27 protein-coding genes are annotated in these 25,866 nt (G+C 73.2%); 19 read left to right on the top strand and 8 right to left on the bottom strand.

The window, feature by feature from the left end:
- Positions 1 to 72 precede the first annotated feature (72 nt).
- Positions 73 to 585 carry a YbjN domain-containing protein gene (locus ACIBBA_RS01825; RefSeq protein ID WP_396692788.1) on the top strand — a complete coding sequence of 171 codons (513 nt, stop codon included), beginning with the start codon at positions 73 to 75 and terminating at the stop codon, positions 583 to 585.
- A 466-nt stretch (positions 586 to 1,051) separates the two neighbouring features.
- The gene (locus tag ACIBBA_RS01820) at positions 1,052 to 1,852 is read left to right on the top strand and encodes a hypothetical protein (RefSeq protein WP_396693411.1); all 801 of its coding nucleotides are present in this window, start codon (positions 1,052 to 1,054) and stop codon (positions 1,850 to 1,852) included.
- A 429-nt stretch (positions 1,853 to 2,281) separates the two neighbouring features.
- On the opposite strand, the gene ACIBBA_RS01815 is transcribed toward ACIBBA_RS01820, so the two are convergent.
- Positions 2,282 to 3,616, bottom strand: coding sequence for an MFS transporter (locus tag ACIBBA_RS01815; RefSeq protein ID WP_396692787.1), 1,335 nt, complete (start codon positions 3,614 to 3,616; stop codon positions 2,282 to 2,284).
- A 100-nt stretch (positions 3,617 to 3,716) separates the two neighbouring features.
- Positions 3,717 to 5,054 (bottom strand): MDR family MFS transporter, encoded by a 1,338-nt coding sequence (locus ACIBBA_RS01810; RefSeq protein ID WP_396692782.1) that lies wholly within the window; start codon positions 5,052 to 5,054, stop codon positions 3,717 to 3,719.
- A 149-nt stretch (positions 5,055 to 5,203) separates the two neighbouring features.
- Between ACIBBA_RS01810 and ACIBBA_RS01805 the strand changes: the two genes are divergently transcribed.
- Positions 5,204 to 5,971 carry a phosphoglyceromutase gene (locus ACIBBA_RS01805; RefSeq protein WP_396692780.1) on the top strand — a complete coding sequence of 256 codons (768 nt, stop codon included), beginning with the start codon at positions 5,204 to 5,206 and terminating at the stop codon, positions 5,969 to 5,971.
- 52 nt (positions 5,972 to 6,023) lie between these two features.
- Here the strand turns inward: ACIBBA_RS01805 and phoU are convergent, their stop codons facing one another.
- The gene (gene phoU / locus ACIBBA_RS01800; protein WP_350875717.1) at positions 6,024 to 6,677 is read right to left on the bottom strand and encodes a phosphate signaling complex protein PhoU; all 654 of its coding nucleotides are present in this window, start codon (positions 6,675 to 6,677) and stop codon (positions 6,024 to 6,026) included.
- 202 nt (positions 6,678 to 6,879) lie between these two features.
- On the opposite strand from phoU, the gene ACIBBA_RS01795 reads away from it, so the two are divergent.
- A complete protein-coding gene (locus ACIBBA_RS01795) occupies positions 6,880 to 8,163 on the top strand; it encodes a sensor histidine kinase (protein WP_396692778.1) in 1,284 nt (427 codons plus the stop codon).
- Positions 8,164 to 8,186: 23 nt separating this feature from the next.
- Positions 8,187 to 8,870 carry a response regulator transcription factor gene (locus ACIBBA_RS01790; protein ID WP_350875712.1) on the top strand — a complete coding sequence of 228 codons (684 nt, stop codon included), beginning with the start codon at positions 8,187 to 8,189 and terminating at the stop codon, positions 8,868 to 8,870.
- A gap of 421 nt (positions 8,871 to 9,291) precedes the next feature.
- Here ACIBBA_RS01790 and ACIBBA_RS01785 read toward each other — a convergent pair whose 3' ends face one another.
- Positions 9,292 to 10,089: a hypothetical protein gene (locus ACIBBA_RS01785; RefSeq protein ID WP_396693409.1), complete on the bottom strand. Its 798-nt coding sequence runs from the start codon at positions 10,087 to 10,089 to the stop codon at positions 9,292 to 9,294.
- Positions 10,090 to 10,168: 79 nt separating this feature from the next.
- On the opposite strand from ACIBBA_RS01785, the gene ACIBBA_RS01780 reads away from it, so the two are divergent.
- Entirely contained in the window at positions 10,169 to 11,113 is a 945-nt protein-coding gene (locus ACIBBA_RS01780; protein WP_396692775.1) for a Ppx/GppA phosphatase family protein, read from the top strand.
- A 76-nt stretch (positions 11,114 to 11,189) separates the two neighbouring features.
- Positions 11,190 to 11,996: a sugar phosphate isomerase/epimerase gene (locus tag ACIBBA_RS01775; RefSeq protein WP_350875710.1), complete on the top strand. Its 807-nt coding sequence runs from the start codon at positions 11,190 to 11,192 to the stop codon at positions 11,994 to 11,996.
- Between the two features lie 49 nt (positions 11,997 to 12,045).
- Here the strand turns inward: ACIBBA_RS01775 and ACIBBA_RS01770 are convergent, their stop codons facing one another.
- From ACIBBA_RS01770 to ACIBBA_RS01760, 3 genes are read right to left on the bottom strand one after another with little or no spacing between them, the layout of a single operon-like run.
- Positions 12,046 to 12,633 carry a CGNR zinc finger domain-containing protein gene (locus tag ACIBBA_RS01770; protein ID WP_350875709.1) on the bottom strand — a complete coding sequence of 196 codons (588 nt, stop codon included), beginning with the start codon at positions 12,631 to 12,633 and terminating at the stop codon, positions 12,046 to 12,048.
- A gap of 18 nt (positions 12,634 to 12,651) precedes the next feature.
- The gene (locus tag ACIBBA_RS01765) at positions 12,652 to 13,818 is read right to left on the bottom strand and encodes a glutathionylspermidine synthase family protein (RefSeq protein ID WP_396692772.1); all 1,167 of its coding nucleotides are present in this window, start codon (positions 13,816 to 13,818) and stop codon (positions 12,652 to 12,654) included.
- A gap of 1 nt (position 13,819) precedes the next feature.
- Positions 13,820 to 14,092, bottom strand: a complete 273-nt coding sequence (locus ACIBBA_RS01760; RefSeq protein ID WP_396692770.1) for a hypothetical protein — start codon at positions 14,090 to 14,092, stop codon at positions 13,820 to 13,822.
- A gap of 107 nt (positions 14,093 to 14,199) precedes the next feature.
- Between ACIBBA_RS01760 and ACIBBA_RS01755 the strand changes: the two genes are divergently transcribed.
- The 12 genes from ACIBBA_RS01755 (at position 14,200) to ACIBBA_RS01700 (ending at position 24,938) form a co-directional block, all read left to right on the top strand.
- The gene (locus ACIBBA_RS01755; RefSeq protein WP_396692768.1) at positions 14,200 to 15,120 is read left to right on the top strand and encodes a proline dehydrogenase family protein; all 921 of its coding nucleotides are present in this window, start codon (positions 14,200 to 14,202) and stop codon (positions 15,118 to 15,120) included.
- Positions 15,121 to 15,226: 106 nt separating this feature from the next.
- Positions 15,227 to 16,021: an alpha/beta fold hydrolase gene (locus tag ACIBBA_RS01750; RefSeq protein ID WP_396692766.1), complete on the top strand. Its 795-nt coding sequence runs from the start codon at positions 15,227 to 15,229 to the stop codon at positions 16,019 to 16,021.
- Complete coding sequence (locus ACIBBA_RS01745; RefSeq protein WP_357056217.1) at positions 16,014 to 16,589, top strand: TetR-like C-terminal domain-containing protein; 576 nt, start codon at positions 16,014 to 16,016, stop codon at positions 16,587 to 16,589. The genes ACIBBA_RS01750 and ACIBBA_RS01745 overlap by 8 nt, the downstream gene beginning before the upstream one ends.
- Positions 16,586 to 16,924, top strand: a complete 339-nt coding sequence (locus tag ACIBBA_RS01740; protein WP_396692763.1) for a DUF2568 domain-containing protein — start codon at positions 16,586 to 16,588, stop codon at positions 16,922 to 16,924. The genes ACIBBA_RS01745 and ACIBBA_RS01740 overlap by 4 nt, the downstream gene beginning before the upstream one ends.
- Before the next feature lie 91 nt (positions 16,925 to 17,015).
- A complete protein-coding gene (locus ACIBBA_RS01735) occupies positions 17,016 to 18,305 on the top strand; it encodes a hypothetical protein (protein ID WP_396692761.1) in 1,290 nt (429 codons plus the stop codon).
- A 73-nt stretch (positions 18,306 to 18,378) separates the two neighbouring features.
- Positions 18,379 to 19,773, top strand: a complete 1,395-nt coding sequence (locus ACIBBA_RS01730; protein WP_396692759.1) for an efflux RND transporter periplasmic adaptor subunit — start codon at positions 18,379 to 18,381, stop codon at positions 19,771 to 19,773.
- Entirely contained in the window at positions 19,770 to 20,666 is an 897-nt protein-coding gene (locus ACIBBA_RS01725; RefSeq protein ID WP_396692758.1) for an ABC transporter ATP-binding protein, read from the top strand. The genes ACIBBA_RS01730 and ACIBBA_RS01725 overlap by 4 nt, the downstream gene beginning before the upstream one ends.
- The gene (locus ACIBBA_RS01720; RefSeq protein WP_357056232.1) at positions 20,663 to 21,847 is read left to right on the top strand and encodes an ABC transporter permease; all 1,185 of its coding nucleotides are present in this window, start codon (positions 20,663 to 20,665) and stop codon (positions 21,845 to 21,847) included. The genes ACIBBA_RS01725 and ACIBBA_RS01720 overlap by 4 nt, the downstream gene beginning before the upstream one ends.
- Before the next feature lie 269 nt (positions 21,848 to 22,116).
- Positions 22,117 to 22,326, top strand: coding sequence for a helix-turn-helix domain-containing protein (locus ACIBBA_RS01715; protein ID WP_007465625.1), 210 nt, complete (start codon positions 22,117 to 22,119; stop codon positions 22,324 to 22,326).
- Positions 22,327 to 22,632: 306 nt separating this feature from the next.
- Entirely contained in the window at positions 22,633 to 22,734 is a 102-nt protein-coding gene (locus tag ACIBBA_RS01710; RefSeq protein ID WP_007465623.1) for a 30S ribosomal protein bS22, read from the top strand.
- Positions 22,735 to 22,854: 120 nt separating this feature from the next.
- Positions 22,855 to 23,928 (top strand): NAD-dependent epimerase/dehydratase family protein, encoded by a 1,074-nt coding sequence (locus ACIBBA_RS01705; protein WP_357056235.1) that lies wholly within the window; start codon positions 22,855 to 22,857, stop codon positions 23,926 to 23,928.
- Between the two features lie 152 nt (positions 23,929 to 24,080).
- Entirely contained in the window at positions 24,081 to 24,938 is an 858-nt protein-coding gene (locus ACIBBA_RS01700; protein ID WP_350875831.1) for a lysophospholipid acyltransferase family protein, read from the top strand.
- Between the two features lie 6 nt (positions 24,939 to 24,944).
- On the opposite strand, the gene ACIBBA_RS01695 is transcribed toward ACIBBA_RS01700, so the two are convergent.
- Positions 24,945 to 25,817, bottom strand: a complete 873-nt coding sequence (locus tag ACIBBA_RS01695) for an HAD family hydrolase (protein WP_396692757.1) — start codon at positions 25,815 to 25,817, stop codon at positions 24,945 to 24,947.
- Between the last annotated feature and the right edge of the window lie 49 nt (positions 25,818 to 25,866).

Here is a 25,866-nt window from a genome sequence, read left to right as displayed (position 1 = left end):
CGCTCTGACGGGGCCCACCCCCGCCCGGCCGCCATCCGGTGGCCGGGCGGCAGCGACCGTAGAGTGGGTCCGGTGAGCGGGAAGAGCGATCTTGGCAGCCTGATCGAGTCGGTCTGCGACGAGCGAGAGCTGGCGTGGGAGCGGACCGGGCCGCAGTCCTACGCGGTGACCCTGCCCGGCACCCACAAGCTGAAGACCATCTGCAACCTGATCGTCGGCGAACACGCGCTACGGATCGAGGCGTTCGTCATGCGTCAGCCCGACGAGCGGCGCGAGGAGCTGTGGGCCTGGCTGTTGCAGCGCAACGCCCGGATGTACGCGGTGTCCTTCTCCATCGACGCGGTCGGCGACGTCTACCTGACCGGCCGGGTCAACCCGGCCGGCGTCGACGCCGAGGAGCTGGACCGCATCTTCGGCGCGGTGCTGTCGTACTCCGACGAGTCCTTCGACACGATGCTGGAGATCGGCTTCGGCAGCTCGATCCGGCGGGAGTGGGAGTGGCGGGTCAAGCGCGGCGAGTCGACCGCGAACCTTGCCGCGTTCGCCCACCTCTTTGAGCCGTCCGGAGGTTCGGAGCCGTCCTGACGGGTATGCCGCCCCGCGCGGTGCGGCAGTTTGGGGACCCGCCGCGCGCCGAGGACGGACTGTCGAGGAGCGTGCCATGGCTCAGCGGAACAGCTCAGGTCGCGGCGGGACTGCGACCAGTACCAGGCGGCAGGCGGGGAACCGGACCCCGAACACCCCGGGGATCTCGGAGACCGAGATCGGCCGGATGCGGGTGGACGACATCCGCGGGCAGCTTCGCCGGTACGGCGTATCCGGCATTTCCGCGCTGCGTAAGCCGGACCTGGTGAAGGAGTTGGTGCGGACGTTGCGCCGCGGCGGCGCCGCCCGGACGAGCACCGGGCCGGCCGGCCGGGCGACCGGCACCAGGACGGCCGGCCGCGCCGCGGCCACGAAGAAGGCCGCCGGCGGCCGGGCGGGCAAGGCCGCGCCGAGCCGGGCCAGGGCGGTCCCGGCGAACAAGACCGCGCCGGCGAAGAAGGCGGCCGTGAAGAAGGCGGCGGCGAAGAAGACCACCGCGGCGAAGAAGACCACCGCGGCGAAGAAGACCACCGCGGCGAAGAAGACCACGGCGGCCAAGAAGACCACGGCGGCCAAGAAGACGACCGCGGCCCGGAAGACGACGCCGGCCCGGAAGACGACGCCGGCCCGGAAGACCACTACGGCCCGCAAGACAGCCGCGGCCAAGAAGACGGCTGCGGCGCGGAAGACGGCGCCGGCCCGGAAGACGACGACCGCCCGGACTACGACCGCGGCCAAGCGCACGACGGCCGCCCGGAAGACGACGGCGGCGAAGCGGGCCGCTCCCGCGAAGAGGACCACGTCGGCGCGGCCGAGCGCCGCGGCGAAGAAGACCGCCCCGGCGAACCGACCGACGGCGGCGCGCGGCGGTACGGCGGCGGCCCCGACCGGCGGCGGGTTGCGGACCGGGCGCAGCACCTCCCGGTCGGCACGGTCGTCCCAGATGATCTCCTCGCTCGCCGACCGGCCGGAGCGGCCGGGCCGCAGCCTGGTGACCAGCAACCACGAGGTGATCCAGCGGTGGGCTCAGGAACGCGGGGCCAGGCCGGCCACGATCGCGGGCACCGAGCGGGAAGGTCGGGCCGGCGTCCTCACGTTCAACATCCCGGGCTACCGGGAGAGCAGCCGGATCCGCGAGATCACCTGGGACGACTGGTTCCACACCTTCGACCTGCGCCGACTGAACCTCATCTACCAGGAGCAGATGCGCGACGGTCGGCAGAGCAACTTCTTCCGGACCGAGTCACCCGATCGTGAGGACGGCTGACCGTTTGCGGGAATCGTCGGCGGGTAGCCGGTGTTGGGAAGACCGAGGCCCGGAGTAGCGGGAGGCCGGTTTCTGTGACCGGCGAGACAGCCGATGCGGGTTGAATCCGGAATCTGGGCGAACTAACTTTATTGCACCGCACCACGCTCGGAAACGTTCGGGGGAGCGGCGGATCGATCAGATCCGCGCACCGGGCGAGGTGCGATGAGACGGGTGGACCAACCGTTGGGGGACGGTGCCCACCTGTTTGGACCGGCGGCGCGAGCGGGCGACGCTTACGGGGGTGAGTGTTGCCCGCCGCCGCCGGCCCCACAGTGCGCGAGGTGCCCACCACTGCCATTCGGGGCGTGGTGGGCACTTCGCATATCTGCGTCCTATGACCGTTTTGTCCACGGCGGTGGCACCCACGAGTTGTGAGCCGCGACGCGGTCAGCTGGCGGAACTCCGCTCGCCGGCGGCGGCTGGATCCGCGGTCCGTCCCTCGGTGGACCTCCCCGCCCCCACGGTCGACACCGCTCGGGAAGTTGCGGCGTCGGTGGCCCGGCGTAGCGCGGCCACCCGGCGCTCCCGGGGCGGACCGGCGAGCAGGTGGGCCCCCGCGGCGAGCAACCCGAGCGCACCCACGATCAGCCAGTGCCCGGCGCCCAGGTACTGCAGACTCACCCCGCCCAGCGTCGGCGCCACGAACGACGCGGCCGGGAAGGTCAGGTAGAACACCGACTGGTAGCGACCGCGCAGCGCGGGTGGCGCCAGGTCCGCGTTGATCTGGGCGTTGGGTGGGGCGGCCAGCATCGACCCGACCGTCCAGACGACCGCCGCGACCAGGTAGACCGCCAGCCCGTTGGCGAGCGCGAGCGCACCGAAGCCGAGCGCCATCAGCGCGGTGGAGGCGGCGAGCACCACGTCCTTGCGGTGGCCGTCGATCAGCCGTGGCACGAACAGTTGGCCGAGCACGATCAGCGCGCCGCCGAGCGCCACCACCAGACCGTACGACGACGGCCCGAGACCGTCCGCGCGCATCGCCAGCGGCATGATCGTCGAGGTCTGCATGGTCAGCACGGCCAGCACGAAGGTGAGCGCGACGAAGGTCAGGAAGATCCGGTCGGTGAGTGCCGTGCGCAGCCCCGGCCGCCGCCCGCCCGCCTCGGCCCGGCCAACCGGTGGGGTGGTTGCCCGGCCCAGCGTCTCCGGCACCTTCCACGCGATCACTATCGCGGTGGCCAGCGTGGCGGCGGCGTCGACCAGGAACAGGGCCAGGAAGCTCGCCTCGGCGAGCACCCCGGCCAGCAGCGAGGCGACCGCCATGCCCAGGTTGAAGGCCCAGAACTGGAGGTTGAAGGCGCGCGACCGGCGCTGCTCGGGCACCAGGTCGACGATCGCCGCCACGAATGCCGGGCCGGGCATCGAGTGCACCACCCCGACCAGCGCGGCGAGCGCCGCGATGAGCACCAGATGCCGGCTCAGGGCCAGCGCCACCATCAGGCCGCCGGCGATCAGATGGGCGGTGACCAGCGTGGCCCGCCGCCCCCACCGGTCGGCCAACACCCCGCCGAGCAGCACACCGACCGCCCCGCCGGCACCGTACGCCCCGACGACCGTGCCGGCGAGCGCTTCGCTGGCACCCCGCGCATCGGTCAGGTAGAGCGACAGGAAGAGCATCGCGAAGGCGCCGGCCCGGTTGATCAGGATGCCGGCCCAGAGATACCAGAAGGTGGCGGGGAGCCCACCCGCGGTCTCCTGCCACCAGCGCTGCAGGCCGCGCAAGCGCCCCTCCCGACAGTTCGCTTTGTTAACCGTTACCGATCCCGACGTTATCCGACCTCGCGCGGGTGGGGAGCGCGGACCCCGCCCCGACCGCCCCGGGTCAGCTGGCCCGGGCCGGCTCGACGGTCCCGATCGGCTCGGTCGGCGCGGTCGCCGCGGGCTCGGCGGCCTGCGGCACCGGCGGGCGGACGTCGGTCAACGGGACGGCCGGCTCGGCGGGCCGGCGCAGCATGGTGGCGCGGCGCTCCCGGGCCGGTCCGGAGATCAGATGGGCCACCGCCATCAAGCCACCGATCGCGGCGCAGCCCAGCCAGAGCGCGCTGTTGCCGATGTGTTCGCGCACCAGCCCACCGAGGATCGGCGCGCTGGCCCCGGCGATCTGCCAGGAGAGCGAGAAGACGCCCTGGTAGCGGCCGCGCAGCGCGGCGGGGGAGAGTTCGGCGACGAGAGTGGCGTTGGAGGGCGAGTTGAGCATTTCGCCGACCGTCCAGATCAGCACGGTCAGCCCGTAGAACCAGGCGGCCTCGGCGAACGCGGTGAGCCCGAAGCCCACGCCCATCACCACGGCGGCCAGCGCGAGCACGTGCGACCGGCTCCGGCCTCGGATCAGCCGGGGGACGAAGAGTTGACCCACCACGATCAGTACGCCGTTGAGAGCGATCACCGAGCCGTACGTGGCGGGGGTCAGCCCGGAGTCGCCCATCGCGATCGGCAGCATCGAGATGTGCTGGAGGAAGACCAGCGCGCTGAAGAGGTTGAGCGCGACGAAGCCGAGGTAGATCGGGTCGCTGAGGATGGTGCGCAGCGCTCCCGCCGGTGCCGGCGCGCCCTTTGCGGTGGGGCTGGCGGCCCGCCGGGTCTCGCCCACCCGGATGAAGATGATCAGCGCGGTGACCAGCGTGGTGATCGCGTCGACCACGAAGAGCAGCAGGTAGCCGGCCTGGGCGGCGAAGCCGGCGAGCACGGCGGCGCAGGCGAAGCCGAGGTTGATCGCCCAGTAGTTCAGCGAGAAGGCGCGCAGCCGGTCCTTCTCCGGCACCACGTCGATCATCATGGCGCCGAACGCCGGCCGGGCGGCCTCGGCGAACGTGCCGAGCAGCAGCGCGCCGAGGGCGACCGCCCAGAGCGGTCGGGCCAGGCCGAGCGCCAGCATCATGGTGGCCGCGCCGAGGTGCGCGACGAGCAGTGTGGGACGGCGTCCCCAGCGGTCGGTCAGGGTGCCGCCGACGGTGGTGCCGACGGCGCCGCCGACGCCCCAGAGCCCGATCACCAGCCCGGCCTGCGAGGCGGAGAAGCCACGTTCCTGGGTGAGGTAGATGGCCAGGAAGACCAGCACGAACGAGCCGAGTCGGTTGATCAGGGTGCCGGCCCAGAGGTACCAGAACCGCCGCGGCAGTCCACCCGCCGTGTCCTGCAACCAGCCGTGCACCGTCCGCATCCGCCGCCCCCGTTTGGTAATGACCGGTCTATCCCAAGCGCCTTACAACCTAGTCGTCCGTCGGAACGCCGGTCATCAGCTTTTCCACGTGGTGGTCGTCACGACGGGTCACCGCGTGTCCGGCTGCGCCGTACGGCAGGATGATCCGCATGACTGCTAGCGAGGGGCCCACCATCGGGACGCTGGTCCTGCTGCGGCACGGCGAGAGCGACTGGAACGCGAAGAACCTCTTCACCGGCTGGGTCGACGTCGACCTGACGGCCAAGGGCGAGGAGGAGGCGCGGCGCGGCGGCGAGCTGCTCCGTGAGCACAGCCTGATGCCGGACGTGGTGCACACCAGCGTGCTGCGCCGCGCGATCCGCACCGCCGAGCTGGCGCTGAACGCCGCCGACCGGCACTGGATCGCGGTGCGCCGGTCGTGGCGGCTCAACGAGCGCCACTACGGCGCCCTGCAGGGCAAGAACAAGAAGCAGACCCTCGACGAGTACGGCGAGGAGCAGTTCATGCTCTGGCGCCGCTCGTACGACACGCCTCCGCCGCCGATCGACGACAACGACGAGTGGTCCCAGGTGGGCGACTCCCGGTACGCGCTGCTGCCGACCGAGCTGATGCCGCGCACCGAGTGCCTGAAGGACGTCGTCGAGCGGATGCTGCCGTACTGGTACGACTCGATCGTGCCGGACATCCTGGCCGGCCGTACCGTGCTGGTGGCCGCGCACGGCAACTCGCTGCGCGCGCTGGTCAAGCACCTCGACCAGATCTCCGACGAGGCGATCGCGAAGCTCAACATCCCGACCGGGATCCCGCTGCGCTACGACCTCGACCCGCACCTGCGCCCGCTCACCCTGGGTGGCACCTACCTCGACCCGGCCGCCGCGAAGGCCGCCGCCGCCGCGGTCGCCAACCAGGGCCGCTGACCTGCGCGAAGGCCCCCGGTCCAGCGGACCGGGGGCCTTCGTCGTGCGGTGGTCAGCTGGCGCTCGGCGCCTGCTCCCCGGTGATCAGGTAGACCACGTGCTCGCCGGCGTTCACCGCGTGGTCGGCGAAGCGCTCGTAGAAGCGGCCCAGCAGGGTGGCGTCGATCGCGGTCTCCACCCCGTACGGCCAGTCGTCGCCGAGCAGCACGCTGAACAGGGTCTTGTGCAGGTCGTCCATCGCGTCGTCGTCGCGGTCCAGTTCGGCGGCGAGGTCGGCGTCGGGCTTGGCCAGCACCGAGCCGATCTTCACGGCCATCCGGTCGGCGATGGCGGCCATGTCGGTGAAGATCTGACGCAGCTCGGCCGGCACCGCGGGCGAGGGGTGCCGCCGCAGTGCCGTCTTCGCCACGTGGTCGGCCAGATCGCCCATCCGCTCCAGGTCGGCGGCGACGTGCAGGGCGGTGATCATGGCACGCAGGTCGGAGGCGACCGGCGCCTGCCGGGCCAGCAGGTCGCAGACCCGCTCCTCGACGTGCCGGTAGAGGTCGTCGATCTCGGCGTCCCGCTCGATCACCGTCTCGGCCGCCTGCCGGTCGGCGGTGAGCAGGGCGCGGGTGGCCTGGCGCATGGCGGACCGGATCCCCTCGGCCATGTCCACCAGCAGCTGGCTGACGATCTGCAGGTCGGCCCGGAACTCGTCGCGCATTGTCACGTCCTGTGGTCGGATTGCCGCCGGCCGGGGGCCGGCGCCGGGTGGGCGGTGCGACGACCACGGTAGGCGGGACGGACGGCCCCGACATGAACCCCGGTGAACGACGCCGGACGCACGGGTGAACTTTGCCGGAAGCGAGCCTGGTTCGTCCTGGTCTGGGCGGTAGCTAGGTTAACAATGACCCTACGATCGCCAGGTGGATTGGGCGGTGGCGGTCGTGGTGGCCGTAGCACTGGCGACCGGAGTGGTCGCCGGGTTCATGCTGCCCCGGATCGTGCCGGCGCTGCGCCGTCGCGTCGCGTCGACCGGGAGCGGCAGCTCCCTCTGGAACATGGGGAGGCCCGCGATAGCCGACGATCCGCAGGTCGGGCTCGGCCGCCGTACGATCGACTCGCTCCGGGCCGGCGTGGTGGTGCTGGATCCCGACGATGTTCCCGTACTGGTCAATCCGGCGGCCCGGGCGATGGGCCTGCTCCGCACCGGGACCAGCCCGGGCTCGATTGCCGCTCATCCCCTCATCCGTACCCTCGCCGGGCAGGTCCGACGGACCGGCATCCGGCGCGAGATCGAGCTGGACCTGCCCCGGGGTCGCGACAACGCGGGGGACAATCCGCTCGGCGTGCACCTGCGGGCGATGGGGGTCGGTGCCGGCTACATCGCCGTGGAGGCGGCCGACGTGACCGAGTCGCACCGGCTGGCCCGGGTGCGGCGCGACTTCGTGGCGAACGTCAGCCACGAGCTGAAGACCCCGATCGGCGCCCTGCAACTGCTGGCGGAGGCGTTGCTGGACGCCACCGAGCCGGCCAGCGAGGTCGCCCCGGACCTCTCCGAGGACCTGGTCGCCGCCCGCCGCTTCGCCGAGCGGATCCAGCACGAGTCGACCCGGCTCGGCCGGTTGGTGCAGGAACTGCTCGAGCTGACCCGGTTGCAGGGCGCCGAGCCGCAGCCGGCACCGGAGCCGGTCTCGATCGACTGGGTGGTCGCCGAGGTGGTCGACCGGACCAGGACCACGGCCTCGGCCCGGGGGATCGAGGTGGTGGTGTCCGGGGAGCGCGGTCTGACCGCGTACGGCAGTGACACCCAGTTGGCGACCGCGGTGGCCAACCTGGTCGAGAACGCCATCAACTACTCGGGCGAGGACACCACGGTACGGGTCACCGCTCACGGCGGCGAGGAGCACGTCGAGATCTCCGTCACCGACCAGGGCATCGGTATCGCCCCCAGCGACGTCGACCGGATCTTCGAGCGGTTCTACCGCGCGGACCAGGCGCGCTCGCGGGCGACCGGCGGCACCGGGCTCGGTCTGGCCATCGTGAAGCACATCGCGAGCAACCATGGCGGACGGGTCGATGTCGCGAGCACTCTTGGTGGTGGATCGACGTTCACCATCCGGCTGCCTGCCCGTCCCCCGGACGACCTCCTGGCGACACTGCCGCCGGTTGGGATCGAGCCCGGTCCGGCCGAGCTTCGGCAGGTCTGACAGCAATGGAAAGGAAATCTCCGTTGAGCCGCGTTCTGGTGGTCGAAGACGAGGAGTCGTTCTCCGACGCCCTGTCGTACATGCTCCGCAAGGAGGGCTTCGAGGTCTCGGTCGCCGCGACCGGTCCCTCCGCCCTCACCGAGTTCGACCGGACCGGCGCCGACATCGTGCTGCTCGACCTGATGCTGCCCGAAATGTCGGGGACCGAGGTGTGCCGGCAGCTCCGGCAGCGCTCGCACGTGCCGATCATCATGGTCACCGCGCGGGACAGTGAGATCGACAAGGTGGTCGGCCTGGAGATCGGCGCCGACGACTACGTGACCAAGCCGTACTCGCCGCGGGAGCTGGTGGCCCGGATCCGGGCGGTGCTGCGCCGGCAGACCCCCGAGGTGGCCGAGTCGGGTGCCCCGACGCTGGCCGCCGGCCCGGTCCGGATGGACATCGAGCGGCACGTGGTGACCGTCGACGGCGGGGCCGTGCAGCTGCCGCTGAAGGAGTTCGAGCTGCTGGAGCTCCTGCTGCGCAACGCCGGGCGGGTGCTCACCCGGGGTCAGCTCATCGACCGGGTCTGGGGCGCCGACTACGTCGGCGACACCAAGACGCTGGACGTGCACGTCAAGCGGCTGCGTTCCAAGATCGAGCCGGAGCCGTCCGCGCCGCGCTACATCGTGACCGTCCGAGGCCTGGGCTACAAGTTCGAGCCGTGATCGACGGACGCGACGAGGGCCCACGCCTCTGCCTGGGCCCTCGTCGGCACGACTGCTCCGCCTGACGCGGGCCCACCGCGGATCGCCGGCCCCGGTGCTTGCTGGCGCCGGGACCGCGTGCTGGCGCTCGGCCGCATGGATCACGTTCGGTAACGAGGCGTCTCCCGGTGCCAATCACTCAGCGCGACGACTCGCCCTCGCCTCGCCCGGGTGGTGTTTTCGTCCTTTGCTCTGCTGCACTATCGGCAACACCGACGTGAGCTGCGGTTTCGCCGGGCGGCGCGGCTCGGGGGTTTCAGCGCCGAACGCGGAGGGTGACTGTTTCCTGTGGTGAAGCAGAGCAAAGGACGGAACCAGGATCCCCGCCCGTCGGAGCGGCCGTGACGGTACGTGACCAGCCCGGCTGTCCGGCCGGTCGGGGTCAGGAGGCGTCGGCGGGATGCGGGGCGACCAGCCCCTGGCGGACGCGGGCCGCGCAGAGTTCGGCCAGCTTCGCGTACGCGGGCGCGCCGATCAGCGCGGTCAGCTCCGGGCCGTACGAGATGTACATCGGCTCGGTGCCGACGTGCGCGTCCGTCGAGGAGGTGCACCACCAGTGCAGGTCGTGCCCGCCGGCGCCCCAGCCGCGCCGGTCGAACTCCGACAGCGTGGAGACCAGCACCTTCGTGTTGTCCGGCCGCTTGGCCCAGTCCTGATCCCGCCGGATCGGCAACTGCCAGCAGACGTCCGGCTTGTATTCCAACGGGTGCACGCCGTCGCGTAGCGCCTGGGCGTGCAACGCGCAGCCGCCGCCACCGGGGAAGTCGGCGTCGTTCAGGAAGACACAGGGGCCGTCGACGTCCTGGGTGGCGGTCCGCCGGGCCGGGTTCTTCCCGTCGATGGTGTCATTCTCGGTCCAGTTCTTGAAACCCCGGCGGAAGTGCTGCCAGGTCGACGGGGTGAGCCGCTTGGCGGCGGCGCGCACCCGCTTCTCGTCGTCGGAATCGGTGAAGAAGGCGCCGTGCGAGCAGCAGCCGTCGGCGGCCCGGCCGGCGATGATGCCGTGGCAGCCCTGACCGAAGATGCAGGTCCACCGGGAGAGCAGCCAGGTCAGGTCGGCGCGGATCTGGTGGTTCTCGTCCGCCGGGTCGGCGAACTCAATCCACTCCCGAGGGAAGTCCAGCGGCACCTCACGACTGCGCGGGTCGTCGGGCTCGTCCACCAGCACGCGGAGCTCCATCGTCACCCGGCCCAGCCTACGCGGGGGACACCGCGCGGGCCGCCGAGCCGCGCAAACGTGTTGCCCCTAGGGTCAGGTCATGCGACTGGGTGTCCTCGACGTCGGCTCCAACACGGTGCACCTGCTGGTGGTGGACGCGCACCACGGCGCGCACCCCTGGCCGGCGCACTCGGAGAAGGTGGTGCTGCGACTGGCCGAACAGCTCGGTCCGGACGGCGCGCTCACCGAGGCCGGCGCCGACGGCCTGGTCAAGGCGGTCAGCATGGCCAAGGCGGCGGCCGCCGGCCTGGACACCGACGACCTGATCGCGTTCGCCACCTCCGCGGTCCGGGAGGCCACCAACGCGGCCGAGGTGCTGGCCCGCGTCCGGGAGGAGACCGGCGTACGCCTCGAGGTGCTCTCCGGCGCGGACGAGGCGCGGATGACGTTCCTCGCGGTGCGACGCTGGTTCGGCTGGTCCGCCGGGCGGCTGCTGGTGTTGGACATCGGGGGCGGCTCGCTGGAGATCGCCGCCGGGATCGACGAGGACCCGAGCCTGGCCGTCTCGCTGCCCCTCGGTGCCGGCCGGTTGACCCGGGAGCGGCTGCGGGTGGCGCCCGGCCACGCCGCGCCCCCCACCACCGAAGCCGTCGACGAGCTGCGGGCGTACGTCGACGGGGTGCTCGACCCGGTGGTCAAGGAGATGACCGAGGTGGGCTGGGATAGGCCGGTCGCCACCTCGAAGACCTTCCGCACCCTCGCCAGGCTGGCCGGGGCGGCCCCGTCCGGCGCGGGACTCTGGGCCCGACGCCGCCTCACCCGCACCGGTCTGCGCCAGGTGATCGGCTTCATCCGGCACATCCCGCCCGGGCACCTGTCGGAGCTGGAGGGGGTCAGCATGGGCCGGGCCCACCAGCTGATGGCAGGCGCGGTCGTCGCCGAGGCGGTGATGCGCCGGCTCGACGTGGACGCGCTGGACATCTGCCCCTGGGCGCTGCGGGAGGGCGTGATCCTGAGCCGACTCGACCAGCTCGGTCCCGGCTGAGTCGGCGGGGGCGGTTCCGGCCGCTTTACGACTTCTCGTCACGATGCTTCGGCGCGACCGGGCTACCCTGGCTGGTGTGACTTCCCGCGTCCCGGTGCTCCTGTCCACCTCCTCGGTCTTCCCCGAGCGGACCGCGGCGGCATTTCAACTGGCCGCGGCGCTCGGCTATGACGGCGTCGAGGTGATGGTCTGGACGGACGCGGTCAGCCAGGACGCCGGCGCGCTGCGCGGGCTCTCCCAGCACTACGGGGTGCCGGTGCTCTCCGTGCACGCGCCCTGCTTGCTGGTCACCCAGCGGGTGTGGAGCCCCGACCCGTGGGAGCGGCTGCGCCGTTCGGCCGAGCTGGCCGAGACGCTGGAGGCGCCCACGGTGGTGGTGCACCCACCGTTCACCTGGCAGCGCGACTACGCGCGGACCTTCGGTGACGGGCTGGACGCCATCGCGGGACAGTACCCGGGGCTGCGCATCGCGGTCGAGAACATGTACCCGGTTCGGATGGCCGGCCGGCAGTTCGTCCCCTACGTCCCCGGCTGGGATCCGACCGAGACCGGCTACCCGGCCTACACGCTCGACCTCTCACACTGCGCCGCCTCGCACACCGATTCGCTGGAGATGGCCGACCGGATGGGCGACGCGCTGGCGCACGTGCACCTGGGCGACGGCACCGGTGAGGGTCGCGACGAGCACCTGGTCCCGGGCCGGGGCACCCAGCCCTGCGCCGAGCTGCTGCGGTCGCTGGCCGGGCGCGGCTTCACCGGCTCGGTGGCGGTGGAGGTGTCGACCCGGGGCGCGAAGAGCCGCGCGGTGCGCGAGGCGGACCTTCGGGCCGCCCTGGACTTCGCCCGCCAGCACCTGAGCACGCCGTCGCCGGTCGACGCCTGACCGTTGCGCGGCACGGCCGGTGCCGGCCTGACCGGCCGGGCCGGTGGGGTCAGCTGACCGGGGTGAGCGACTCGGTGGTCGCCGTCGGCTGGGCGGCGACGGGAACCTGCTCGCCGACCGCCGCCCGCTTGCGCGCCCGGTGGGCGGCCACGTGCGAGCGGGTGGCGCAGCGCTCCGAGCAGAACCGCCGGCAGCAGTTGGACGAGGTGTCCAGGTAGACGTTGCCGCAGCGCTCGTCGGCGCAGACACCGAACCGGGCGCTGCCGTATTCGCAGAGCCAGACCGAGAGGCCCCAGACCGCGCCGGCGAGGTATTCCGCGCTCACCGAGGCGCCCCGGCTGGTGACGTGCATGTGCCAGTCGCTGGAGTCGTGACCCGAGATGCGCGGCTGCACCGGGTAGGCCTCCAGCAGGGCGTTGAGCTCGGCGACCGCCTGGGCGTCCCGCCCGGAGGTGCCGTAGTCGAAGACGTCGCGTAGGCGCTTCTGCGCCCGCCGGAAGATTGCCAGGTCCCGTTCCGCGGCTTCCTCGCGCATCCAGGCGCTGGTCTCGGGGAAGAGGGCCCGCAGGTCGTCGAGGTCGTCCAGGCGGGCGTTGACGAGGTCAACGCCGGTTCGCGCGTACGCGTCGAAGTTCACCCCACAACGGTAGACGACTCAGGCGGGACGCGGCGCGTCGATGTAGTGCGGCAGGAACCTCGCGTAACCGTCGGTGATCAGACTGACGCTCTCCCGTACCCCGGCGCCGGCCGACTCACCGGCGACGATCCAGCTCCCCAGCACTGTCCGGTTGCCGTCGAACTCGGGTAGCGGCCGGAACTCCTGGTAACACCAGCCCTCGTCGCCGTAGATCCCGGGGTTGGTGATCTCCTCGGTGGGCGTGACGATCCGCACCGAGCCGCCCTCCCGGCCGAGCAGCGGCTTGGCCACGTACTCGGACATCCCGCGCGGCGAGTCGAGGTACGCGGGGAGCAGGTACTCGTGCCCCGGGTAGAGCTCCCAGAGCACGGCCAGCAGCGCCTTGTTGGAGAGCAGCAGCTTCCAGGCCGGTTCGATCCAGGTGGTCGGCGTGCCCGGTTCGAGCGCGAGCCGGCCGTACGGCTCGTCGAGCATCCACTCCCACGGATAGAGCTTGAAGCAGGTGGTGACCGGCTGATCGGCCGCGTCGACGAAGCGCCGGCCGTCCCAGCCGATCTCCTGGATCGGCAGCAGCTCGACGCCCAGACCGGCCTGGCGAGCGGTCTCGGCCAGGTAGCCGGCCGTCATGTGATCTTCGCCCGACTCCTCCTCACTCGACCAGGCCACGTGCACCCGGCGATCGTGCAGCCCGGCGCCGACCGCCGCCCACGCCCCGACCAGCCGCTCGTGCAGGCTGTTCCACTGGTCCAGCTCCGGGCGGGTCTGTTCCAGCCAGTACCACTGCACGATCGCCGCCTCGACCAGCGAGGTCGGGGTGTCGGCGTTGTACTCCAGCAGCTTCGGGGGCCAGCTGCCGTCGTAGGCGAGGTCGAAGCGGCCGTAGAGGGTCGGCGGCCCCTCGCGCAGCGACCGGGCCACCGCCTCGGCCGCCCACGCCGGAATGCCGAACTCGGCGTACCGCCCGCGCGCCACCACGTGCTCGGCAGCGGCGACCGACATCCGGTGCAGCTCCTCGGTCGCCTCCTCCAGCCGCAGCACCTCGGCGAGGTCGAAGGCGTAGGCGGCGGTCTCGTCCCAGTACGACATGACCCCGCCGTCGGGCAGCTCGGTGTCCACGTACACCAGCCCCTGGGCGCGGATGGTGGCGTCCCAGTCCGGTCGGGGGGTGACCGACTCCCGGCGCACCTCAGCCGCCGCAGGAGGCGAGGTGCGTGCCGAAGCCGCCCCGATCGGGCACGGCGGCGGCGACCGGCTCGGGGGCGCTGCGCGCCGTGGACGGGCCGGCGACCCGCATCGCCAGCGCCACGGTGTCGCCGCCGCCCCCGGGCCCGAGCGCGCAGTCGTCGTCATCGTCGTCGTCGGAGGTCAGGTTGCAGCCGGACAGGGCGAGAGCCAGGGCGGTGAGCGCGCCGAGCTGCACGGAGGCCGACCGGAGCCGGCGTCGGGGGTGTCGTTCCACGGCATCGTTGTAGCCGATCCGTGCCATGTCCGTGTGCCCCGGGGCGGCTCCCGGGCAAGGCCGCCGCCCCTCGGCGCGGGCCCGTGCACGGGCGTTACGCTCGGCTCATGCTCCGTTCCGTCATCCTCGCCGCCTCCCGGTCATCCCAGGTCGAGCGGCTCGTCGCGACTGCCCCGTTCACCCGGGACGTCGTCCGCCGGTTCGTCGCCGGCGCCAAGACCGACGACGCGCTGCGCGCCACCCGCGCACTCGTCGACGACGGTCTCGCGGTCACCCTCGACAACCTCGGTGAGGACACCGTCACCCCCGAGCAGGCCAACGCCACCCGGGACGAGTACCTGAGGCTGCTGCGGCTGCTCGCCGGTGCGGGGCTCACCCCGGCCGCCGAGGTCAGTGTGAAGCTCTCCGCGCTCGGGCAGAAGTTCGACGAGCAGTTGGCGTACGACAACGCCCGGGCGATCTGCGCGGCGGCGGACGCGGCGGGCACCACGGTCACCCTGGACATGGAGGACCACACCACCACCGACTCGACCCTGGACGTCCTGGCCAAGCTCCGCAAGGATTTCCCGTCGACCGGCGCGGTGCTCCAGGCGTACCTGCGACGGACCGAGTCGGACTGCCGTGAGCTGGCCACCGCCGGTTCGCGGGTGCGGCTCTGCAAGGGGGCGTACAAGGAGCCGGAGTCGGTGGCCTACCAGTCCGCCCGCGAGGTGGACAAGTCCTACGTCCGCTGCATGAACGTGCTGATGTCCGGCGACGGCTACCCGATGCTGGCCACCCACGACCCGCGGTTGATCGCCATCGGCGAGGACCGGGCCCGTTGGTTCGACCGGGGGCCGGAGCGCTTCGAGTTCCAGATGCTCTACGGCATCCGCCCGGAGGAGCAGGCCCGGCTGGTCGCCGAGGGCTACACCGTGCGCACCTACGTCCCGTACGGCGACGAGTGGTACGGCTACCTGATGCGCCGGCTCGCCGAGCGCCCGGCCAACCTGGTCTTCTTCGGCCGCGCCCTGGTCTCCAAGAAGTAGCCGCAACCGATCGCCCGGACGGGCCGGTGGGACGACGTCCCGCCGGCCCGTCTTTCGTTTCGACTTGACGCCGACGGCTAATAGGGTTAGCTTTTTGGTTATGGACATGAGCTACGTTGATCGGGTCGGCGGTCGGATCGCCTACGAGGTGCACGGTGCCGGGCCGCTGGTGGTCCTCGCCCACGGCATGGGTGAGAACCGTGGCTCCTACCGGCACATGGTGCCGCTGCTCGTCGCGGCCGGCTACCGGGTGGCGTCGATGGACGTCCGGGGGCACGGCGCGTCCAGCGTCGGCTGGTCGACGTACGCCCCGGCGGAGGTCGGCGGCGACCTGCTGGCGGTGGTCCGCGACCTGGGCGGCGGCCCGGCCGTGCTGGTCGGCAGTTCGTCGGCCGCCGCGGCGGTGGTCTTCGCGGCGACCGAGGCCCCCGAGCTGGTCGCCGGCATCGTGCAGATCGGTGCGTTCGTGACGCAGCCCAAGCTGAACCCGGCCCTGCGGCTCGCCCTGGTGGCCGTGATGCGCAGCCCGAGCCTCTTCGGGATGTTCCACAAGACCCTGTTCCCGGTCACGCGGCCGGCAGACGACGCCGCGTTCCGCCGCGCGATGGTCGCCAACCTGCGGGAGCCCGGTCGGATGGCGGCCATGCGCGGGGTCATCGAGCCGGTCGAGCCGCACTGGACGACCCGCGCCCGGGAGGTCCGGCAGCCGGTCCTGGTGCTGATGGGCGCGCGCGACCCGGATTTCAAGGACCCGGGCGCCGAGGCGCGCGCCGCGCGCCGCCTCTTCGCCACCGCCGAGGCCCGGATGATCGCCGACTCCGGTCACTACCCGCACGCCGACCAGCCGGCGCGCGCGGCCGAGCAGCTGACGGCGTTCCTGGCGGTGTGCTCCGGTGCCTAGGGTCGGCCTCAACCAGCAGACCGTGGTGCGTGAGGCCGCCCGGCTGGCCGACGAGGTCGGCTACCAGCAGCTCACCCTCGCCGCGTTGGCGGCCCGCCTCGGCGTCGCCCTGCCCAGCCTCTACAAGCACATCCGGGGCGCCGACGCGCTCACCCAGAAGCTCTCCGCACTGGCCACCGCCGAGCTGGCCACCGAGCTGACCGGCGCCGCCGTCGGCCGGGCCGGGGTGGACGCCCTGCGCGCCATCGCCACCGCCTACCGGGCGTACGCCCACCGGCACCCCGGCCGCTATCCCGCCGCCCAGCGGGTGCCGGACCCGGCCGACCCGGAGCACGTGGCCGCGGGGGAGCGGGCGGTCGGCGCCATCTACGCGGTGCTGCGTGGCTACGGGCTCACCGGCGACGAGGCGGTCGACGCCACCCGGATGCTGCGCAGCGCGCTGCACGGGTTCGTCGCGTTGGAGGCGGCCGGTGGCTTCGGCCTGCCCCGCGACGTCGACCGCTCGTACGACGAGTTGATCGCCGCGCTGGACACCGCCTTTCAGGCGTGGCCCGGGCGGCGGCGATGATCCGCGCCTTCGGGCTGCTCCTGCTCTTCCTGCTGGAGCTCGCCGTGCTGGGAATCGGCGCTTGGTGGGGCTGGGCGCTGGACGCGGCCACCCCGGTCCGGCTGCTCGCCGCCGCCGCGGTGCCGGTGCTGCTCGCCGCGCTCTGGGGAGTCTTCGGCTCGCCGAAGGCCCGGGTGCCGCTGTCGGCGCCGGCCAAGCACACCTTCCAGGCCGGCTGGTTCGTACTGGGTGGCGGCCTGCTCGCCCTGCTCGGCCGGCCGCTGCTCGGGGTCGCGCTGGTCGCCGTCTGGGCCGTCACCGTCACCCTGCTCCGCCGCGCCGGCCGCCCCGCGTAGGTGTCGTTCCGGCGACCCGGAGTAGCGGCCGGGCGAACCGATCGGTGGTGACCCCTCGCCCGATCGGCCGGTTGGTCGTTACCCTTCGCCCGTGACTGAGGGTTTGGACGAGCCGCGTCCCCCGCGCCGACTCTGGCCGGTGTGGACGGTGCTCGGGGTGCTCGTGCTGTTGCTCACCTGCGGACTGCCGGCGGTGCTGGTGGTCGGGGTGCTCCGCGATGGGACCCACCGGGCGGTGCTGAGCCGGGCCGACCCGACGGCCGACGATCCGGCGACCCGGGCCGGGCGTCAGCTCGCCGATCGGATAGCGGCCGAGTTGGACCGGCAGTCCGCGGCCCTGCTGGCCGGCGACCGGGCCGGCTTCCTCGCGGTCGCCGAGCCGGCCGCACACGCCGACCTGAAGCGCCGGTTCGCCGCCCTTCGCGCGCTGAAGGTGACCACCTGGCGGGCCGAGGTGACCGGCCTGCCCACCCCGACGCCCGACCGGGCCGGCGAGTGGCGGCTGCTGGTGCGATTCCAGTACTGCTTCGTGGTGGCCGGCTGCCGGCCCAGCCCGGTGCTGGCCGGTACCCGCTGGCGGGACGCCGGAGGAGTTCCCCGGCTGGTCGCGGTCGAGGAATCCAAGTCGGCGCAGACCGGTACCCGGCCGTGGGAGATCAGCGAGCTGGCCGTCGCGACCGGACCGCGCACCATCGTCGCCACCACACCCGCGCTGCGCGGCAAGCTGCCGAACCTGCTGGCCCAGGCCGAGGCGGCGGCGAAGGTGGCCGACCGGTACGCGCCGACCGGTGCGGTCCCCGACCGCTACCGGATCTTCTACGCCGGACGGACCGAGTGGGAGAGCTGGTACGGCGGCGGCCGGCCGAAGTGGACGGGCGGGTACGCGGTCACCGTCGGAGGCGGGCACCAGGAGGTGGTGCTCAACGCCGACGGGCTGACCCCCGCCGGCACCGACGACCTCCTCCGGCACGAGCTGACCCACGCCTCGTCCCTGCCCGAGAGGGGCTACCCGGGCGCGGACGACTGGTGGCTGGTGGAGGGGCTGGCCGAGTACGCCGGGGCGGACGGCGAGCCGGTCGGCCGGTACAGCGGGCTGACCGAGGTGCGGCAGCTGGTCCGGAGCGGCTGGAACGGGAAGCTGGACGGGATTGCGCCCGCCGACGACGCGTCCGCCGAGCGGGTCGCCAGCAGCTACGGTCTGGGCTATCTGGCCGTCCGGCACCTCGTCGACCGGTTCGGTGAGCAGCGGGTGCTCGCCTTCTTCGCCGCAGTGGTGCACGAAGGCAGGCCGATGGAGCAGGCCGCCGAGCGAACCCTCGGCGAGCCCTGGCCCGCCCTGCACGACGAGTGCGTCGCGTACATCCGGGCCCTCGTCACCTGATCCGGCGGCCTGCCGCCCCATCTGGCGCCCGCCGAGCCGGCCACATCGGCGGGCGTCGACCTCGGCTCGTAGCATGGGCCGCGTGCGCCGCACCGATCCGCCGCGGCTGCGCGCAGCCATGCGGCCCCGCCTGCTCGTCGCCCTGCTCGCCACGGTCGTCCTGACCGGCACCACCGCCGCGTCCTGCGGCGACGATCCGTCGCCCTTCGCGCTCGCCGCGGTCGGCCGGTCCGCCGTCACCGAGGTGGTGGATGCCCCGGCGACCGTCACCGCACGGGCGGCGGCCACCCTCACCGCGCCCGCCGACGGCACGCTCACCAGCCTGCGTGTCCAGCCCGGCCAGCGGGTCCGCAAGGGCCAGGTGCTGGCCGTCATCAGCTCCCCGTCCGCTCAGGACCGGCTCCGGCAGGCCCGGGCGGCACTGACCGCCGCGAAGCGGGCCGGGCGCGGCGTCGGGGTCGGCGAGCTGGGCGGCAGCCGCCGCGGCACCGACCGGGCCGCCGCCGAGGCGTTCGACGCGGCGCGGACCGCCGCCGGAAAGGTCGGCGACCCGCGTCTGCGCGACGCGCTGCTGCGCCAGGTCGAGGCCGCCCAGCGGCAGTACGCCGCCGCCGCGCGCACCGCGGACCAGGCGGTCCGGGCGGTGCAGCAGGGCATCAGCGGGTTGAACTCCGCGGTCGGCGCACTTTCCGCCGCGCAACGGCTGCAAGCCCAGCAGGCGTACGACCTGGCGAAGGCGACCGTCGACGCGCTCACCCTGCGCGCCCCGATCGGCGGCGTGGTGCAGCCCGGCGGGACGAGCGGCGGGGGCAGCTCGGCCGAGGCGCTGGCCGGGCTGCTCGGTGCCGGTGGCGTGCCGGCCGGCCTCGCCCCCGGGGCGCTCGCCCCCGCGCCGACCGGGCCGCCGCCCGGCGTGGACGGCGCGGTCCCCGTCGGCGGGCGGGTCACCGCCGGCACGCCCGTCCTGACCGTGGTGGACGTCGGCGAGCTGGGCCTGCTCGCCGAGGTGGACGAGACCGACGTGCTGCTGGTCCGGGCCGGGCTCACCGCCGAGGTCGAGTTGGACGCGGTGACCGGTGCGACGTACGACGCGACGGTGCGCTCGGTGGACGTCCTGCCCACCAACTCGGCGCGCGGCGGGGTGTCCTACCGGGTGCGGCTCGCCCTCGGCGCGGGTCGGCTCGGCGAGGGCGAAGCCGCCCCGACGCCCCGCCCCGGCATGAACGCCGTGGTCCACCTGCGGGTCCGCGAGGCCACCGACGCGGTGACCGTACCCGCCTCGGCGGTCTTCTCGGCGGACGGCCGGGACGCGGTGTGGGTGGTCCGGGAGGGCCGGGCCGACCGGGCGGCGGTGACGGTGGGTGTGCAGGGGCAGGACCTCGTGCAGATCGTCAGCGGGGTGCAGGCCGGCGACCGGATCGTGGTCCGCGGCGCCGACCAGGTCCGTGAGGGCCAGGAAGTCGGGTGAGCTCGACGGTGCCGGCGATCGAGGCGGTCGACGTGTCCCGGACGTACCAGCTCGACGGGGTGTCGGTGCCCGCGCTGCGCGGGGTGACGTTGACCGTCGCGTCCGGCGACTACGTGGCTCTGGTGGGGCCGTCCGGTTCCGGCAAGTCGACGCTGATGCACCTGCTCGGCGGGTTGGACCGGCCCACCGGCGGCCGCTTGGCGATCGGCGGCCGGGAGGTGGCCGGCCTCAGCGCGCCGGAGCTGGCCACCCTGCGCAACGAGACCATCGGCTTCGTCTTCCAGGCGTTCCACCTGCTGCCGCGGACGTCCGCGGTGGACAATGTCGCGCTGCCGCTGGTCTACCGGGGCGTCGGTGCCCGGCAGCGGCGGCAGCGGGCGGCGGCGATGCTGGGCCGGGTCGGGCTCGGGCACCGGCTCGACCACCGGCCCAACCAGCTCTCGGGCGGCGAGCAGCAGCGGGTCGCCATCGCCCGGGCGCTGGTCACCGACCCGGCCGTGCTGCTCGCTGACGAGCCGACCGGCAACCTGGACAGCGTGACCGGCGCGGCGGTGCTGGAGTTGCTTGAGGAGCTGAACGCCGACTCCGGCGTCGCCCTGGTGATGGTGACCCACGACCAGGAGGTCGCGGCCCGGGCCCGGCGACGGATAACCCTGCGCGACGGCGTGGTGGTCGCCGACAGTGCCCGATCCGACCTTCATGATCCACCGCTGTCCGCCGGCTCCGGCCTACCTGAGACACTGGTCCCCGCTCCCAGCGCGGAGCCCCGGTCCGCGTCCGGAAGCGGCCCGGGGTGCCCGCCCGGTGGCTCCGGTGGCGCCACCGGAGCCACCGGGCGCCTTCCGCGCCCGGCCGCCGCCGGGACCGACGCATCGGACGGGGACGCCGGGTGAGGCTGGCCGAGGCGTGGCGGGTGGCGCTGGACGCGCTGCGCGCGAACCGGCTGCGCAGTGCGCTCACCATGCTCGGAGTGATCATCGGCGTCGCCTCGGTGGTGGTGCTGGTGGCCATCGGCACCGGCACGAAGGAGCAGGTCGAGCGGCAGGTCGAGGGGCTCGGCTCGAATCTGCTCCTGGTGGTTCCCGGCCGGCTGGACGTCGGCGCGGCCCCGGCGGTCTCCCCGCTCACCCTGGCCGACGTCGACGCGGTCACCCGGGTGGTCGGCGACCCGAACCGGGTCGCGGTCACCGTCGCCTCCGGCGCCACCGTGCGAGCCGGGAACCGCACCGACTTCAGCACCGTGCAGGGGGTGCTGGAGACCACCCCGCAGGTCTTCACCCGGGAGCTGGCGCGGGGCCGCTACCTGAGCGGATCCGACGTGGACACCGGCCGCCGGGTGGCGGTGCTCGGTGCCGCCGTGGCCGGCGCGCTCTTTCCCGACCGGGACCCGCTGGGCCAGCAGATCGCCGTGGCCGGGGTGCGGTTCCGGGTCGTCGGCGTCTTCGCGCCGCTCGGCCAGAGCCTCGGCGTGGACCGCGACGACGAGGTGCACATTCCGGTGACCGCGGCGCAGCGGCTCTACGGCACCCAGCGGGTCGACGGGATCGCGGTGAAGGCGCCGGACCGGGAGCGGATCGACGAGCTGGGCGACCGGATCGTGGCCGAGCTGACCCGCCGGCATCCGGGCACCGAGTTCAGTGCGGTCACCCAGGAGCAGATCCTCGGCGTGCTGGGCGACATCCTCGGCGTGCTGACCGGTGTGCTGGCGGCCATCGCGGGCATCTCGCTGCTGGTCGGCGGGGTGGGCGTCTCCAACATCATGCTGGTCGGCGTCCGGGAACGGACCCGGGAGATCGGGCTGCGCAAGGCGGTCGGCGCCCGACCCCGGGACATCGGCGTGCAGTTCCTGCTGGAGGCGGTGCTGCTCACCTCGATCGGCGGGCTCACCGGCATGGCGCTCGGGGTCGGCACCGCGCTGCTGGTGGACGCCGTGTCGCCGATCCCGGCGGCGATCACCTGGTGGTCGCTGGCGCTCGCCTTCGGGGTGTCCGCGGCGGTGGGGATCATCTTCGGGGTGGTCCCGGCGCAGCGGGCCGGAAAGCTCGACCCGGTGGTCGCGCTGCGCGCCGAGTGAGAAGTCCCAGCCACGTCGGGCGGGAGACCCCCGCCGGTCGCGCTCCGTGTGCCCGGCCAGCGGTTCCGGCAACGGGACGCACGACGCAGGGAGGGAGGTATCGGCAGCTCAGAACGGGTGAACCGAGGCCCGATTCATGATCAGTTGTACGAAGGGATCGCGCCGGTAACAGCGGCCCCGCTACCGTACTGGTAACACGCGCGTCGCCGGTGCGAGCGGGAGCAACCGTCGGATTGGCACGCGCCGGGCATGGGATGGGTCGGTGAGCCATGGCCGGGTCGCAGTCCGACGGTCGGCTGTCGGAGGTCAAGTTCCTGACCGTCGCCGAGGTGGCGACGGTCATGCGGGTGTCGAAGATGACGGTCTACCGCCTGGTGCACAGCGGTGAACTCACCGCGGTGCGGGTCGGCCGGTCGTTCCGGGTGCCCGAACACGCGGTGCACGAATATCTCCGGGGCGCCTTTCAGGAGACCGCCTGAGTCACCGGACAGCCCCTCGCCCCCAACCTGACGGGCCCCGCAGTCGCGAGCCGGCCCAGCTCATGTGAGCGCGAGGAGTGACCGCGCGGGCCCGCGGCCCTGAACGCGGGATCGCCCCGGCGGGTGCATCGACGGGGGCGCGTTGGTCCTGATGAGGCTCTCCCGCTACCCTGGACCCCGACCGTGACCGCACCCCGTGCGCCTTGCCGCCCGACCTGGTCCGGTCCGTTGTCCGCAAGCGGTCGCCGATGCCACCCGCGTGGCGTCACCCGGTCCGCCCCGCACGTTGTATCGAAAGGCTGTCGTATGGGCTCGGTGGTCAAGAAGCGCCGCAAGCGCATGGCTAAGAAGAAGCACCGCAAGCTGCTGCGCAAGACCCGCGTCCAGCGTCGCCGTCTCGGCAAGTGACCCACGCCGGGCCCGCGGCCCGGCAACGGCGTCACTTGCCAACTGTCGACCCTCGGAGGCTCAGGTGATCAGGCCGCGGATGTCCCGGCTCGATCACGCCTGCCGGGGGAGGTGCGAAGGATGACCCCCGGTGGCACCCCAGGTGCCCCGGGGGTCGTCGTCGTGACCGGGGTGGGCCGCTACCTCGGCGCGCACGTGGCCGCCCGGCTCGCCGGCGACGAGCGGATCGAGCGGGTGATCGGCATCGACCCGGCGGAGTCCGGCAACGAGTTCGCCGAGCTGCTCGACGGGGTCGAGCGGATCCGGATCGACCCCGGCTCGCTCGGCGGCCTCCTCGCCGACCTCGAGGTCGACGCGGTGGTGCACCTCGCGCTGGTCACCGCCCCCGACCAGCAGCACGGTGGCCGGTCCGCCATGAAGGACCAGAACGTCATCGGCACCATGCAGCTGCTCGCCGCCTGTCAGCGCGCGCCCCGGCTGCGCAAGCTGGTCGTCCGCTCCTCGACCGCCGCGTACGGGGCGTCCTTCCGCGACCCGGCCGTCTTCACGGAGGAGACCGAGCCGCGCGAGGTGCCGCGCGGCGGCTTTGGCCGCGACATCCTCGACATCGAGGGGTACGTCCGCGGCTTTCGCCGGCGCCGGCCCGACGTCACCGCGACGGTGCTGCGCTTCGCGCCGTTCATCGGCTCGACCGCCGACACCACGCTGACCCGCTACTTCTCCCAGCCGGTGGTGCCCACCGTCTTCGGCCGTGATCCGCGGCTGCAGTTCCTGCACTTCGACGACGCGCTCGAGGTGCTGCACCGGTCGGTCGTCGAGGAGCATCCGGGCACCTACAACGTGGCCGGCCCGGGTGTCCTCAACCTCACCCAGGCGATCCGGCGGGCCGGCCGGGTGACCCTGCCGGTGCTGGAGCCCGGTCTCTCCGGGGCCGCCGCGCTCGCCCGCAACCTCGGCTTCGGCCGCTACGGCCTCGACCAGGTCGACCTCTTCGTGCACGGCCGGGTGGTCGACACCAGCCGGCTGGAGCGCGAGTACGGCTTCACCCCACGCTCCACCGCCGCCGCGTTCGACGACTTCATCCGGGCGCACCACGGCGGCGCGGTGGTGACCCGCGGCCACCTGGCCGTCGCCGAGCAACTGGTGCTGGACGGCATCCGGCAGGTGCGGGCCGCCGTACGGGAGCGGCCGTGAACGGGCTGGGGCGCGACGGCGCCGAGCTGGGCGGCCGGTTCGACGTACCACCGGACCCGCCCGGCCCGGACGCGGAGCCGGCGCGGCGCAACGGGCACCGGCACGCCGGCCCGGCCGCCCCCGGCGCGGCGTCGCGGCCGGACGGGCCGGCGGTGGCCGACCGGCCGGGGGACCCCTGGGACCGCAAGGTGGCGAGCGGCCTGGCGTTCCTGCGCCGCCGGCTCGCCGGCGACTACGAGGTCGACGAGTTCGGCTTCGACCCGGAGCTGACCGAGTCCGTCTTCCACCCCGTGCTGCGGCTGCTCTACCGGGACTGGTTCCGCACGGAGGTGACCGGCATCGAACATGTGCCCGCCGACGGCGCCGGCCTGATCGTCGGCAACCACTCGGGCACCGTGGCGCTGGACGCGCTGATCCTCTCGGCCGCCCTGCACGACCAGCACCCCGCGCACCGCTTCCTCCGGCTGCTCGGCGCGGACCTGGTCTTCCGGATGCCGATCGTCTCCGAGCTGGCCCGCAAGTCGGGTGGCACGGTGGCCTGCAACCCCGACGCCGAGCGCCTGCTCGGCACCGGCGAGCTGGTCGGCGTCTTCCCCGAGGGCTTCAAGGGCATCGGCAAGCTCTACTCCGAGCGCTACAAGCTGCAACGCTTCGGCCGGGGCGGGTTCGTCTCGGCCGCGCTGCGTACCGGCACCCCGATCGTGCCGGTGGCGATCGTCGGGGGCGAGGAGATCTATCCGATGCTCGCCGACATCAAGCCCCTCGCGCGGCTGCTGAAGCTGCCCTACTTCCCGGTCACCCCGACCTTCCCCTGGCTCGGGCCGCTGGGCATGGTCCCGCTGCCGAGCAAATGGCTGATCGAGTTCTGCCCGCCGATCCCGACGGCGCACCTGACCGACTCCGCCGACGACCCGCTGGTCGTGTTCAACCTCGCCGACCAGGTGCGGGAGACCATCCAGCAGACGCTGCACCGGCTGCTGGAGCGGCGCCCGGACCCGTTCGGCCCGTGAGCCGGCTCAGTCGGCGCGACGACGGCGGTGCAGCGCCAGTCCGGCGCTGACCGCACCGGCCAGCAGCCCGGCCGCCGCGGTCGACGGGACGGCGACCTTGACCGCCCGCCGCCCGGTGCGGAAGTCGCGTACCTCCCAGCCGTGCTCCCGGGCCCGTCGCAGCAGCACGCCGTCGGGGTTCACCGCGACCGCGCGGCCGACGGTGGAGAGCAGCGGCAAATCGTTGGCGGAGTCGCTGTAGGCGGCGCACCGGGCAAGGTCGAGCCCTTCCACCGCGGCGAGTTGGGTCACCGCTTCGGCCTTCGCCGGCCCGTGCATGAGATCGCCGACCAGCCGGCCGGTGTAGGCGCCGTCGACGATCTCCGCGACCGTGCCGATCGCGCCGGTCAGCCCGAGCCGCGTCGCGATCACCCGGCCGATCTCCACCGGGGCGGCGCTGACCAGCCAGACCCGCTCACCGGAGTCGAGGTGGCGTTGGGCGAGCCCACGGGTGCCGGCCCAGATCCGTGGCGCCATCAACTCGTCGAAGATCTCCTCGGCGAGCCGCTCCACGTCGTCCACCCGCCAACCCTCGATGAAGGCGAGCGCGGCCTGCTTGGCCTGTGACATGTCGCCGGCGTGCTCCCGCGCCAGCAGGCGGAACCGGAGCTGCTGCCAGCCGAACCGGGCCAGGTCGCCGGTGGTGAAGTAGTCGCGGGCGGCGAGTCCGCGGGCGAACCAGTAGATCGAGGCGCCCCGCATCATCGTGTTGTCCACGTCGAAGAAGGCCGCCGCGGTCGGGTCGGGCTCCGGCGGTGTCGCCGCCGGCCCGGCCTCGGCCCAGCCGGCGGTGTGACCGTGGGCGTCGGTGCTCACCGTCACCTTGCGGCTGCGGGCCACGCGACCACCCTTCCTCGACCGGCGCGACGTGCGCCTCGATCGAGGGTAG

The organism is Micromonospora sp. NPDC051006 (assembly GCF_044456245.1).
Classification (GTDB): domain Bacteria; phylum Actinomycetota; class Actinomycetes; order Mycobacteriales; family Micromonosporaceae; genus Micromonospora.
Note: the sequence above shows the minus strand (reverse complement) of the source record. Positions and strands in the feature narration are given on the sequence as shown.

Bases quoted from the DNA above. Each gene is read 5' to 3' on its own strand.
- ACIBBA_RS01810 (WP_396692782.1), bottom strand. From the start codon at position 5,054: ATGCGGACGGTGCACGGCTGGTTGCAGGACACGGCGGGTGGACTGCCG.
- ACIBBA_RS01805 (WP_396692780.1), top strand. From the start codon at position 5,204: ATGACTGCTAGCGAGGGGCCCACCATCGGGACGCTGGTCCTGCTGCGG.
- phoU (WP_350875717.1), bottom strand. From the start codon at position 6,677: ATGCGCGACGAGTTCCGGGCCGACCTGCAGATCGTCAGCCAGCTGCTG.
- ACIBBA_RS01785 (WP_396693409.1), bottom strand. From the start codon at position 10,089: ATGGAGCTCCGCGTGCTGGTGGACGAGCCCGACGACCCGCGCAGTCGT.
- ACIBBA_RS01780 (WP_396692775.1), top strand. From the start codon at position 10,169: ATGCGACTGGGTGTCCTCGACGTCGGCTCCAACACGGTGCACCTGCTG.
- ACIBBA_RS01755 (WP_396692768.1), top strand. From the start codon at position 14,200: ATGCTCCGTTCCGTCATCCTCGCCGCCTCCCGGTCATCCCAGGTCGAG.
- ACIBBA_RS01750 (WP_396692766.1), top strand. From the start codon at position 15,227: ATGAGCTACGTTGATCGGGTCGGCGGTCGGATCGCCTACGAGGTGCAC.
- ACIBBA_RS01740 (WP_396692763.1), top strand. From the start codon at position 16,586: ATGATCCGCGCCTTCGGGCTGCTCCTGCTCTTCCTGCTGGAGCTCGCC.
- ACIBBA_RS01730 (WP_396692759.1), top strand. From the start codon at position 18,379: ATGGGCCGCGTGCGCCGCACCGATCCGCCGCGGCTGCGCGCAGCCATG.
- ACIBBA_RS01715 (WP_007465625.1), top strand. From the start codon at position 22,117: ATGGCCGGGTCGCAGTCCGACGGTCGGCTGTCGGAGGTCAAGTTCCTG.
- ACIBBA_RS01710 (WP_007465623.1), top strand. From the start codon at position 22,633: ATGGGCTCGGTGGTCAAGAAGCGCCGCAAGCGCATGGCTAAGAAGAAG.
- ACIBBA_RS01705 (WP_357056235.1), top strand. From the start codon at position 22,855: ATGACCCCCGGTGGCACCCCAGGTGCCCCGGGGGTCGTCGTCGTGACC.